The following is a 12,791-nucleotide window of genomic DNA, read 5'->3' as shown; positions in this document are numbered from 1 at the left end:
AAATATTATTGGTTGCCAACCGAGAATGTACTCCCCTTCCAGGGGTCGGGGGTTCTGAGACCCAAGCACCATTTTGCACCAAATCCACCCCAAAACCGCCTAACAATAGCAATACCAGGGAGTAAAACGGTATAGTTCTCTTCATAAGTAAGTCGGTGTTGAAAAAAACAAAGTCCTAAATCTTAAAGCTCAAATACCCCGCCAGATAATACCTCGGCTCCTGAGTCAAACGCAAAACATTGCGCAAGCCCAATGCTGGTCCCCGGCGCACCAAACCCAGTTGGATGTCGGCAAATACACTGAAATCCCAGCGCGTCATGTCACCTCGGTCGAAGGTTTTTTGCTCGCGGCTAAAACTCAATTCCCGCAACACATCTCCTGGCTGGCAATTGCCTGCGGCATCAATTTTGCAAAAAGAGGTACGTCGTCCAATGGTGTAGGAACTGGCTGTAAACTTTTCGGTTTGTACCGAAGCCACTACGCCTACGCCTATCCCCATCCAGTCACTCAGGTTTTTGCGCAACTGCAAAGGCACGGCCGACAAGGTCTGAAATTCTTGATACCCCGGCCCATTGGCCCGCACCAATGAATCTACCACCACATCAATGACTCGCCCATTCAGCTGTGTGGTTGCCTGGCGGGTAGATTGGTGCAAAATAAATCCATCCGCCGGGAAATCCATCCGTCCGGTGGTGGCAGGAAAAATTTCCACCTGGAGGTAAGGTTTGTAAGGTTTGAAAGGGGAAAGGGTCAAGCCAGCGAAAGTGCTGTTCAGGCCTGGTTTATCCAAAAAAACATTTTGTCCCAACATAGCCCCCAAAGACCAGCCCGGTTTAAAGTGGGTGCGGGCATGATTGGTCACAATCGGCGGATTTTTGTCAAAAACAATACTCGCCTGACTATCAAAAGGGTATTTTTTCATTTTTCGCCCAGCTTCGATGCGGTATTTGACAAAACCCTTGGTAGAATCCCGATCACCTACTCCATCTTGTTTGGTGCCGGGCAAATAGATGTTGCGAAAAGTAAAAACCAGCTTGTCTTCTTTGATGGTGGTATCCAAACAACTCAGGGAAGCCACCGCTGCATCGGGACAAACCGGACATGAGGGGTACATGTCGAGCACCCGGAGCCCACTGGCTTCCATACCCTTGGGAATTCCGGTCGTGATTTGAATGGTACTGGCCGGGCCTTCGCCATTGTTTTGGAAATTCACTTTGTAGGTCAAACCCTTGCCTTTGATGCTGCGGAAGCTCATTTTTTTGCGCGATACCGCAATGTTGTTGGGGTCGTGCGAGGCCAGGATTTCCATTTCCAGTGTCACCTTGGAGCTGCTGCCGTTGTCGCCCAAATACAGGGCATCCACCGTAATGATGGCATTCGTATCGGCCAGCATTGCGGGGGTGGATTGTAGGGAAATAAACAGGTTGCGTTTCTCGCCACGCTTCAGGTTGCTAAAACGCCAGGTTTTTTGCTGGCTGTAAGTGTTCAAACTTTCCTGCACCAATTGGTTGGGCAGAGCCGGGAGCATCCAGTTGACCCAGGCCCGTTCGTCTACACTGGCCCACAGGTTTTGACTCTGGTAGCGGGCGGGCGAAAAACTGATGTCGGGGCCACTGCCGTCGGTTTCGCCGTAATGGGTCCGGCTCTGTAAAAAAGAAAAATGGGGTTGACGGTATTCTCTTTGATTGAAAAAAAGGTGCAACTCACCAGAGGTATTGGCCTCATCCAGGTTGGCGTAGGTTAGAATAAATACCAGCTCTTCATCGGGCCGGGGATTGCGGATGGCGCGCAGTTGCAGCGTCTTTTCTTTTGGTGCCACCGGAAATCCAGGCGCATTGCTAGCCAGGTAGCTGGCTTGATCGTTGACTTCGTTGCGTTTTGGGCGGGTTTTGGGGGATTTACCCTTGTCGTATTTCCCGGTTGCCCAAAGTTGTGCTTCAAAAGCACCATTGCGGGTATAAGTATGGCTGGGTGATTTATCGAAACTGTAAGCTCCGTCGCCAAATTCCCAATAGTAGTCGTAATAGGGCAGGGGAGCACCAGGAATGGCTTGTTGGCTGGGCAAAATGGGGGCAAAAAGGAAGGCGCCCCCTTGTTGCTGAATGCTGAAATCGGCACTGGGTTCAGGGGTGACGGGTTGTGCCCACAGGCAGATGGGGAGAATGAATAGTCCAAAAAATAGGCTGGTAGATGGTTTTCTCATGGAATAAGGTATTAGCTGTTCTTGAAACAAGCACTTGTACACATTTAGTATGTTTCCCAAAAATAAGCTTTTCCGAGCGAGCAGGAAATAGGTAATAAACAAACCTTTTCTAAGGTGAACCCCTAAGATGAACTTAGGTGCCTAAGGTGGTGAAAAGAAAAAGATACCTGCGGAGCAGGATAATAATTTCACCACCTTTGGAAGGGGACCTAAAACAAACTCACATAACCGAAATGCACCTTCGGCCCGGCAAAGTCAATCGCAGCCCCTGTGCGCGCCCCAAACGCCAAACTAAGCCCAAACAAACCCGCCCGCGTTTCAAACGTAATCCCCGCCCCAAAACCCAAGGCCCGATAATCCTCCTGTACCACCGTAGTCCGATTGGCCACCCAGGCGTAATCGCCAAAGGTGTACAAAAAAGAATTGCGGCTCAGCAGCAGGCGGTATTCCGCAGAACCTACTGCATAATGGGTTGCAAAAATGAATTCCTCATCAAAACCTCGCAGCAGGCGATTGCCGCCAATGCGGAATTGCTCATTTTGGTAAATGGCCTGATTGGCAATCGTCCAGCCCGTGCTGGCTTTGAGTTTTAGGGTAGTGTTTTTGCCGACAGGCAGATAAGTTTCGGTTTCGCTGAGCAAACGGTATTGAAAGCTGCGCAGTTGCAGTGTGTCGTATAGGAAACCCAGGCCAAGTTCGTTGATGCGGCTGTTCGGCAAGATTTTTTTGGTTCCAGCTCCACCGCGACCCAAAATCGCCCAACCACGCCGGGGATTGAAGCGGTAATCCAGGGCTTGTTGTTGAAATTCCAGGCCGAAGGAAGATTGGCTCACATCCAGGGTGGGGGGCAGCACTCGGGAATCAAGCAACTGCACTTCATTCAATTGCAATAAACGGGAACTACGCTGATTCCAAAACACCTTGAAATAATTCCCTCCTTCAAACAAGTACTGCACACCAAAGTCCAGATCCAGGTCCAAAAATGCCGTATCGCGGCGGTACAAATGCAATTTAAAATCGGTACCAATCGGCAGATTGGCCAAAAAGGGGTAATTGAACTGCAAATCCAACCGGGGGCTCGTTGGGCGCAATTGTTCAAAACGGGCGTAAATCCGCTCCCCTCGCCCCAATTGATTCTGCAATTCTCCTTCAAAACTCCCCGTGACCAACAATCGTTTGACCTGTTGGCTATTGGGTAAAACCCCGATGATGAAGTCAAAACGACTGGCTTTTTGCTTTGTCAAATCGAGTACCACCAGTGCACGCGAACCAATAAACTCAACTTCCGGATCGGATTTTAATTGTAAAAAAGGCAATTCCTGGATGCGTTCCCGAATGCGTTCCACCCGGGATTGATCGTAAAGCTGCTTGCGCTGAAATCCCAAATAGGATTGCAAGTAGGTAGGGGCAATATTGGCATCTCCTCTCAGGAGCAAGGTGTCAAAGTAGATCAAATCACCTTTGTCCAGCACCATTTGAGCATCGAAGCGCCCAGGGTTTATCTGTACACTATCGAGTCGGATTTGGGCAAAAGGATAACCTTGATTGGTGGCTTGCCGCAAAACAGTTTTTTGAGCCCGTTCCAGTTTGGTCAGGTCAAATCCGCCCTTTTTTTTCTGCAAATCATTGGTGGCATTCCGCCACCAATCCATTGGAATTCCCCTAGGGCTAAGTTGCCCCCAACGGTAAGCCGGCCCCAAATGCAGCCAGGCCACTGCACTGGAGTCTCGATATGTGACACTATCCACCGAAGCTTCTAGGTAGGCGCGTTGCTGTAAATCGAGCACGAGGCGTTGAAGGCTGCTTTGCAGGGAAAGACTATCGCTGTAAGTGTAGGTACTCAGATTGAAGTCAGCGGGCAAGGGGGCGTCACTTTGCAAGCCCAGTTTTTTTTGCGCCCATAGCATTTGGCTCACGTCGCCGAGGCAACATAAAAGCAAAATCAAACGCAATGAACCCAAAACTTTAAACATTCTTTAAGACCTTGATTTAGCGTTAATAGTTAATTTTGCATCAAATTTAAGCGATGAAGTCTTTTCAGTACATCTTTTTGATGCTCAGCTTGCTGGGGGCAAGTTTTGGAGCACAGGCTCAGGAGAAAGTGAAAATCCGTTGTGAACTCAGCGGTTGTCAGGGCTCCCTGGCTTTGTTTACCTTCGACGGGGTTACTTTCCAGGAAGCCCAACGGGTGATGGCTACCCCTAGTAACGGCAATGTTTACGAGTTCAGTCTAAATAAATCGGAACCTAAGTTTTATTATGTCGGCCCTTTTGCCAATAACGCAAGGCCGATTTTGCTGGGTAGTGAAACAGGCGTGGTCATCAAGGGCGATTGTGGGAACATCCGCCAGGCTTCCATTGTTGGTTCGGCCATCAACATGGATTACGAAAAGGTAAAGGTTCGCATCACCAACCACAACAATCAACATGGTATGGGCCTTCGCGATTGGGCCATGGCAAAAGACGAAGCAGCCAAAAAAACAAGTATCGAAGCTTTAAAAGCGGTAGACGATAAAAAAGTTGCCCTTTTGGATTCTTTGAAAAAAGCCAATCAGTTATTGGCTCGGGTAGTGGCCATCAATACATACGTGTCGTATCCGAACAACTCGACGGGTTACAACGATGAGCTGGCTTATTTTGCCAATGAGTTTTTTCACTTTGTAGACTTCAAAGATGCAGGGTACAACGGCATGCCCTGGGTGTATGAAAATTTCAGCGCCTATGCCCAAACTTTGGCAGGCGTGGGTATTCCTCCCACCGAAATCAAAAAATACCTGGACCAAACCCTGGCTAAATTCCCGGAAGGCAGTTCAGCCCAACAAATGGCCATGGCTGGTGTAATGGCTGGCCTACAAAAAAGAAAAAGCGCAGGTTATATGGAATATGCCCAGCGCTTCATAAAAACATTTGGTGAAAAATCACCTAAAGCGGCGGAAGCTGTACAAGAGGAGTTGAATCGGGCCATGCGTTTGATGACGGGTGCGGTAGCCCCCGACTTTGCTCAAACCACCCCTGAAGGCAAAGACTTAAAATTGAGTGATTTGCGTGGAAAATACATCCTGATCGACTTTTGGGCAAGCTGGTGTGGCCCTTGCCGCCAGGAAAACCCCAATGTGGTGCGGATGTACGAGCAATACAAAGACAAAGGTTTTGACATTCTCAGCGTCAGCCTCGACAGTGCCCGCGACCGCTGGTTGCAGGCCATCGAGCAAGATAAGTTGGCCTGGAAACACGTCAGTGATCTAAAAGGCTGGTCGAATGCCGTGGCCCAAATGTACGAGGTGTCGGGCATCCCCAAAACATTCCTGATTGACCCACAAGGGAAGATCATTGCAACGGATTTGCGTGGCCCGAGCTTGGAGGCGAAATTGAAAGAGTTGTTTGATCGGTAGGGCTGATCAAAGCGAGGATAAATAATTGAGTTAAGAGTTAAGAGTACATGAGATTAGAGTTTAGAAGTGGGCTGCCGCAGCGATTTTGACACAGCCCTGTTCTAAGTCGCTGCGGTAGCTCACTTCTAAATTCTAAAATCATGTACTCTTCCCTCTTAACTCAAAAGAATCTTTTTTAATGGATTTATTTTTTAATCTACAGATAATCAATTTTTTATAAGTCAAATTGAAAGGCTGAGACCTCATATCCAATCTTGCCTCACTCCCCACTCACCCTGCTAATTCCGGCCTTAGCTGCCTGATGTAAACTCGTTTTATAATCACTGGGCTTCATCCCCAAACACAAATCGAAGAATTGCTTGGCCTGTGCGTAATTTTTTCTTGCTTCACAAATCAAACCCGCCTGTAGCGCCGCATTACAAGCATAATAATAGGTAGATTCCCGTCCATTCGAGATGGTTTGGCGATACAGCACCAGGGCTTCATCCCAACGTTCCATTCCGTGCAACACCCTGCCCAGGCGATAAGTATATTCCAATTGGGTAGCTTGAGTAGGCCAACGGTAATTTTCTTTTTCCTGCAATAGTTCAAGCGCTTTTTGATAATAAGCCCCATCAAAAAGTAGGCGTGCTTTGACCAGGGTCGGCTCAGGAGTGGTATTGTTCTGCGCTTCTTCCTGAGCGTTTTTATCCGAACCAAAATCAGCTACGCCTCTTTGGGTACATAGTTGCAGGTAACGCTTGTAGCCAGCAGTATTGCCTTTGATCAATTCTGACCAGGCCAGTTTTTGATACGCTTCTTTGATGTTGTTGCGTCCCCGGAAACGGTTGAGAAAATTCAAAAAATGCGGGGCAGCATCGCTGTCCAAACGGCGCAACTTGGCCAATCCCAGTTGGAATTCCAGTGCCGGAAAATCCAGGGCACCCGCCGTTTTGTGGTATTGACTCAACATCTCAATCGCCTCATTGGTATGGCCGCTGCGCAGTGCTACGCTGGATTTGAGAAAACAATGCAATGGGTTTTTGGCCACGTCCAGGTTTTGATTTTGCAATATTTTCCAGGCTTCTTCAGCATCGTTTTCCAGGTGTAAAACCATAAAGGCGTAGTACACTACGGTTTCATCGGCGAACATGAACTCATTTTGCTTGGCGTAACGCATTACTTTTTCCAATTCAGCCTTGCCCTGAGCGATCGAACCCTGCATCCCTCCCAACAACTTTACCCCCCATTGGTAATTGTCGGGAATGGTGCCAACCAGCGCGTGCAAGAGCCCCAGGTCTTTGTAGTTGGGCATAAACTGAGGAAATTTTTCCTGGTTCTTTTTCAACAAACGAAAGGCTTTACCTGCATTGGAAAAAGCTCCCATGAAGTCGCCAAATTTGAGTTTGACCAAAGACCACTGCAAAAAAATATCTCCTTGGACATAGAGGTAATAAGGTGATTGGGGATCACCTGCTTTGATTTTATTCAGGCGAATATCGAGGTGTTTTTTGAGGCGGTTGTATTCATCCACATCTTCATTGATGTAGAGGCGGAAAAAATCGAGGTAATTTTCGATGTGGTAAACGGCGAGGTTTTGGGGGGCTTGAGCCTTGAGTTTGGTCAAAAGTGCCGCAGCTTCGTCTAGCCGAAGCGCTACCGCTTTTTGGTAGGCTTGTTTGATGGAAGTGTTGTAGCTGAAATACTCCTCGGCTTTGGCAGAGACTCCTCCCCAAAGGAACAGCAATAGGGCTAGCAATGTAGTTTTCTGGCGTAAAGTATTGTTCATGTGGATTATAATTAGGACAAAGATACATTAAAAAGGAGAAAAAAGCTTGTTCAAGTCGGTCACAGTAATGTCCTTTTCAATTACTTTCGCCCCATGAAAAAGCCAATCAGTATCGAAGTTGCGCAAAACGACAATAGCTCGCGGGCAAAACGCTACAAGGAGTTCAACACCTTGCTCAACAAGATCAACCAACTCAAACTACAATTGGAAACCCTGCAGGCTCAGGTGAGTTCGGGTTTGGCTTTTTACCACCAAGAAATCCTACCCCTCTATCTCAAGCAGCAAAACTTGCTGATTGAGGAAGTGCAGGCCTTACATCGGGCGTATTCCCATCCAGTTTTTGGGCGAAACGACCGAAAAAAAATTGCGGCTTTAATCCTCTCCCATTGTCATAGTCTTTTCCAGGACACGGACAGAGATTTCTCCGCCCTGACAGACATCTACAATTTTTATGCCGACCAAACCCGCGAGGAACTGGAAGCAGAAAAAAAGCTGCTCGATCAGGAGCGGGCCGAAGCGATGCTGCGCTCTTTTGGTCTGGAGATAGAGGTAGACGACGAAGATGACCTGGAAGCAATCTTGAGCAAAGCTCGGGAAGCCGCTGAACGGAAACAAGACGAAGCCCACGAACATGCTGAAAATGAGGCCCGACAAGCCAGAAGTGAAAAACAAAAATTGAAAGCAGAACGGGAGCGCCAAAAAGAAAAAGACATCCAAAAAGTGTGCAAAAACATCTACGGTGACCTGGTTCGACTCTTGCACCCCGATCGCGAAATTGATGAAAGCAAAAAGGCGGCCAAAACCGAAGCCATCCAACGGGTCAATGAAGCCTACGAGCGCAACGACCTTTTTGAATTGCTCCGTTTACAAGCCGAGCACCTCCAAAAAGAGGGCGACGCTTTGACCCAATTGCCGGAAAAGGAATTCAAATACTACCTGCAAGTACTCAAAGCACAAGAACAGGATTTGCAAGACGAGCTCGATGCAAGCGCCAAAGCCCCCGGCCTGGAAGGTTACGTAAGCAGAAACCTTTGTCACGCTAACCCAATTACTACCCAAATCCTGCGCCAGCGGGCCTTAAAGGAGGGCAAAGAAGCCTTGAAATCCCATCAGCACAATTTGAAACTGGCGAAAGATCCACTCGTTTTAAAAGAAGCGCTGAGGTATTATGAAGTAGAAGCAGATGAAGCCGCTGATCACGATTTTGAACAATTGTCTGAAGAAATGGGGGATTTGTTTGAGAAAAAAGGAAAAGGAAAAAAGAAGAAAAAGCGCTAACCGCAATCATTTCTTAAAAAAATTGAGATGTTTTTCCACTAGTCGTATGCATTTTTTTCACCCTTTGCATCCTTCTTCTGTGCGATAAAAAAACATCACCATGAAACAACACATTTTTATCATCCTATTTCTCTTGAGTGGCCTGCAAACCTGGGCCGAAACCCGCATCCCTTCGCGCATCACGGAAGCAACGGTGTACCGCAGCGGGGCCAAATTGACCAATGTTGCCTCAGTGCGGTTGACGGCTGGTAGCAACCAGATCGTGTTTGAAAAACTACCCGTCGACCTGAATCCCAACAGCATTCAGGTGCGGATTGAGGGCAAAGCGGACCTGTTGTCGGCCTTTTTCCGGCGGGCAACCATCGAGTTGAACCAGCCTAATGGCTCGGCCATCAAAGCCTTGCAGGATTCCATCGAGACGGTCAACGACCGCATCCTGCGCCTCATGGCGGAAAATGACATCCTGAACAAAGAAGAAAGCAGCCTGCAAGACAACCAAAAGCGCGTAGGCGCTGGGGAAAACAGCACTCTGAGTGTCAACGACTGGAAAGAAATGACCCAGTACTACCGCACGCGCCTCACCGAAATCAAAAACCGGCAATTGGAAATCACTTTCCAGCGTCGCAAGGAAGATCGCCTGATGGCCGGTATGAACGAGCGCCTGCGCAAACTCAATCACCGTGAAACCCAAACCTTGGGCGAAATTGTGCTACAAATCGAATCAGCCACGGCCCAAACCCTGAACATCAGTTGTGTGTATTTCATTACCCAGGCGTATTGGACCCCCGCATACGACCTGCGCGCCGAAGCCGTCGACAAACCCTTGCGCATGGTGTACAAAGCCGTAGTAAGCCAACAATCCGGCTTTGATTGGCAAGCAGTCAAACTCAAATTGTCTTCTGCCCGGCCCCTAAGTAACAACAACCGCCCCATTTTGACCCCGCAGTATATTGATTACTACGTTGCCCGCCCCATCCGTGATCTGGACGATGGCCTGGCTGCTGGTAGGGGAAATGTGTACAATCTCTCGCAGGTCCGTACCGAAGACCGCCGCGACATGGCCAAACCTTCCAACGGCCCTGGTGATATAGGCGAAGTAGTTGTTACGGATGAAGAAGTTGTACTTGAGGAGAATGCCAGTGGCGAAGAATTCGAAATCACTGCACCCCAAAGTATCGTATCCGGTGCCGAGCCGCAAACCGTGCGCTACAAGGAAGAACAAATGGACGCCATTTACCAGTACCATGCCGTACCTAAAATGGATCCTGGCGTATTTTTGTTGGCTAAAATCCCGAACTATGGTCGTTATGGCCTCCTGTCGGGAACGGCGCAGATTTTCTTCAAAGATACTTATGTAGGCCAGTCCGAAATTGATACTAAAACCGTGTCTGATACGCTGCTGCTTTCGCTTGGGCGCGACGAAGACATCAGCATCAAGCGGGTAAAACCCACCGATTTGGCCTACACGCCCAAGTTCCTGAACAATTTTAAACGGGAGTTGGTGGCCTATGACATCGTGGTTAAAAACAACAAAAAAATCCCAATCAACATTGAGATTTTGGATCAGATTCCAGTGTCCAAACAAGATGACATCACGGTGGAATTGGAGGAAAAAAGTGGGGCGCAGTACTCAGCCGATTTTGGCAAGTTGCTCTGGCACCTGGAAGTTCCAGCCTACGGCAGCAAAACTTTGCGCTTTAAATATTGGCTGAAGTATCCGAAGGATCGGACGGTAGCAAAACCGTAGTAAAGTTGAGGAGTTGAGAGGTTGAGAAGTTGAGGGCTACCGCAGCGGTTTGGACAATGTCCTTGTCTAAGTCGCTGCGGTAGCCCTCAACTTCTCAACCTCTCAACTCCTCAACTTTACTTTCTACTGCTCCCGCTCCACATCTAACAAATTAAACAAGGTATCTACCCCCGCATCCACGTCTGGAATATCGTAATCGTATTTTTCCTCTTTGGGTGCGTCGATGAACCATTGGTTTTTGCGCCGCAGCAGCACAAATTCAATGTTATAGGTTTCGTATTGATCTTTGCAGCGGCATTGACAAAAGGCAGAATCCCCTTTGGTCCGGCATTTTAAGGAAAGAAAAGAGGTGGTGAGTTGGGTAGAATCAGCAGATTGTTCCTGCATCATTTTCGCCAGATTGTCCAGTCGGCTTTGTTCCGCCAGGGTGCTCAGCGCTTTGGCCTCGTCAAAACGATTTTGATCGTAATAAGCCTGGTAGGCTTTGACAACTTCTTCAGGTGTTTTGGGAAGTTCGGCTTGTTGTTTACAAGCTGCCAGCAAGGCGATGACCATGCCCAGCAGAATGATGGAGTGTTTCATTTACGGTTTATTGGGTACTCAACATTTTATAGTGGGGCAAAACGGCGTGGAGAAATTTTTCATTCAAAAAATCTCTCCACTTATCTTTAGCATCAATTGCTCAGCATCACGGGCATTACCAGCATCAAAATATCCTCTCCTGGCACTTCTTCCACCGGCAACAAAATCCCTGCACGGGTAGAAGTGGACAATTCCATACGCACTTCGTCAGATTCCAGCACCGTCAGCATCTCCAGCAAAAACTTGGCATTGAACCCAATCATCAATGGGTCACCCTCGTAGGTGCAAGTCAACTTTTCGGTGGCTTCATTGGAAAAATCAAGGTCTTGCGCCGAAACGATCAAGGTGCCTTGCGACACGTTCAGAATCACCTGATTGGTGGTCTTGTTGGCGTAAATGGCGATGCGACGCAGCGAACTGGCAAAATCTGCGCGGGCAATCGTCAACAGGTTGGGATTATCCACCGGAATCACCGCGTGGTAATCTGGATACCGCGAGTCAATCAGGCGGCAGGAAATTTGCGTATCGTTGAAACTGAAAAACGCGTTGGCTTTATTGAAAGACATTTTTACCTCGGTGCCTGCGGGCAATACGTTTTTGATGAGGTTCAATGCTTTTTTTGGCAAAATGAAGGAAGTACTCACCTCGCTGCTCAAATCGGTGAAGGTGTAGCGCACCAATTTGTGGGCATCGGTAGCCACCATGGTAATTTTGCTGAAATCCACCTGAAAATAAACTCCCATCATCGCCAGGCGCAACTCGTCGTTGCTGGTGGCAAACAAGGTTTTGTTTACCCCCTGAATCAGGGCATTGGAAGGCAGGGTGATGGTGTCATCGCCCGACTCCGGTTCGGGGATCGCTGGAAAATCCTGGCCATTTTCACCCGACAAACGGTACTTGCCATAGGCCGAAGTGATCTCAATCCCGAAGGTGTTTTCGTCAATGGTAAAGGTGATGGGTTGTTGGGGCAGCGCTTTTAGCGTATCCAATAAGATTTTGGCAGGCACTGCAACCGTTCCATCGGTATCAGCCATCACGTCCATGTGGGTGGTAATGGCAGTGTCCAGATCGGTAGCAGAAATGGTCAACTTATTGTCGGCAATGCTGAATAAAAAGTCCTCCAGGATGGGCAAAACAGGGTTTGAGCCAATCGAGCCGGCTGCAACTTGCAATTGCTTCAGTAACTCTGATGATGATACGCTAAACTTCATGACGTGTAGTCCTTTTTCCGGGTAAGTTACTTAGGTTAAACCACAAAAGTAATGTTTATGGTTTATTTTTTCCCGGCAAATAATTAACAACTTGTGGAAAACTGATTGGAGACTGGCAATGTTTATGCCTTTCGACGCTTGTTCTAAAAAATCTTATCTTTGTACCCTATGTTGATCCAAAGATTCAAATCCAAAATTCACCGGGTGAAGGTCACGGAGGCCAACCTGAACTACATCGGCAGCATCACCATCGACGAAGACTTGCTGGACGCAGCCAACCTCATCGAAGGGGAATGCGTTCAAATCGTCAACAACAACAATGGTGAGCGCCTGGAAACCTACATCATCAAAGGTGAAAGGGGCTCAGGTATGATTTGCCTCAACGGAGCCGCCGCTCGCCGCGTACAAGTGGGCGACATCCTGATCATCATTGGGTACGCCTGGATGGATTTTGAAGAAGCCAAGACCTTTAAACCCTGGATTGTTTTCCCAGATGAGAACAACCGCATTGTAAAATAGTTATGAGTGATGAATGATAAGTTATAAATGGCTACCGCAGCGACTTGATCGACACTAATGGTCAAAATCGCTGCGGTAGCCATTCATCATTT

Annotated in this window: 9 protein-coding genes; 4 read left to right on the top strand and 5 right to left on the bottom strand. The window is 48.1% G+C overall.

The features are described 5' to 3' along the window. Positions 1-175 precede the first annotated feature (175 nt). Together ACO08K_RS11480 and ACO08K_RS11475 are read right to left on the bottom strand one after the other, a co-directional pair. The gene (locus ACO08K_RS11480) at positions 176-2,203 is read right to left on the bottom strand and encodes a DUF7619 domain-containing protein (protein WP_421796536.1); all 2,028 of its coding nucleotides are present in this window, start codon (positions 2,201-2,203) and stop codon (positions 176-178) included. Positions 2,204-2,412: 209 nt separating this feature from the next. Next, positions 2,413-4,176 carry a hypothetical protein gene (locus tag ACO08K_RS11475; RefSeq protein ID WP_421796535.1) on the bottom strand — a complete coding sequence of 588 codons (1,764 nt, stop codon included), beginning with the start codon at positions 4,174-4,176 and terminating at the stop codon, positions 2,413-2,415. Positions 4,177-4,229: 53 nt separating this feature from the next. Here ACO08K_RS11475 and ACO08K_RS11470 point away from each other — a divergent pair, with 53 nt between their 5' ends. Beyond that, positions 4,230-5,594: a peroxiredoxin family protein gene (locus ACO08K_RS11470; protein ID WP_421796534.1), complete on the top strand. Its 1,365-nt coding sequence runs from the start codon at positions 4,230-4,232 to the stop codon at positions 5,592-5,594. A gap of 259 nt (positions 5,595-5,853) precedes the next feature. Here the strand turns inward: ACO08K_RS11470 and ACO08K_RS11465 are convergent, their stop codons facing one another. Next, complete coding sequence (locus ACO08K_RS11465) at positions 5,854-7,362, bottom strand: hypothetical protein (RefSeq protein WP_421796533.1); 1,509 nt, start codon at positions 7,360-7,362, stop codon at positions 5,854-5,856. 93 nt (positions 7,363-7,455) lie between these two features. On the opposite strand from ACO08K_RS11465, the gene ACO08K_RS11460 reads away from it, so the two are divergent. Next, the gene (locus tag ACO08K_RS11460; RefSeq protein ID WP_421796532.1) at positions 7,456-8,640 is read left to right on the top strand and encodes a hypothetical protein; all 1,185 of its coding nucleotides are present in this window, start codon (positions 7,456-7,458) and stop codon (positions 8,638-8,640) included. A gap of 100 nt (positions 8,641-8,740) precedes the next feature. Beyond that, complete coding sequence (locus ACO08K_RS11455) at positions 8,741-10,387, top strand: DUF4139 domain-containing protein (RefSeq protein ID WP_421796531.1); 1,647 nt, start codon at positions 8,741-8,743, stop codon at positions 10,385-10,387. Positions 10,388-10,510: 123 nt separating this feature from the next. Here the strand turns inward: ACO08K_RS11455 and ACO08K_RS11450 are convergent, their stop codons facing one another. Together ACO08K_RS11450 and dnaN are read right to left on the bottom strand one after the other, a co-directional pair. After that, on the bottom strand, positions 10,511-10,969 hold the full coding sequence (locus ACO08K_RS11450) for a hypothetical protein (protein ID WP_421796530.1): 459 nt from the start codon (positions 10,967-10,969) through the stop codon (positions 10,511-10,513). A gap of 92 nt (positions 10,970-11,061) precedes the next feature. Next, complete coding sequence (dnaN, locus tag ACO08K_RS11445; RefSeq protein ID WP_421796529.1) at positions 11,062-12,180, bottom strand: DNA polymerase III subunit beta; 1,119 nt, start codon at positions 12,178-12,180, stop codon at positions 11,062-11,064. A 168-nt stretch (positions 12,181-12,348) separates the two neighbouring features. On the opposite strand from dnaN, the gene panD reads away from it, so the two are divergent. Further along, positions 12,349-12,699 carry an aspartate 1-decarboxylase gene (gene panD / locus ACO08K_RS11440; protein WP_421796528.1) on the top strand — a complete coding sequence of 117 codons (351 nt, stop codon included), beginning with the start codon at positions 12,349-12,351 and terminating at the stop codon, positions 12,697-12,699. Positions 12,700-12,791: the final 92 nt, after the last annotated feature.

The sequence above is a fragment of the Haliscomenobacter sp. genome, assembly GCF_965225875.1.
Classification (GTDB): domain Bacteria; phylum Bacteroidota; class Bacteroidia; order Chitinophagales; family Saprospiraceae; genus Haliscomenobacter.
This window is presented reverse-complemented; position numbering and strand designations above follow the sequence as displayed.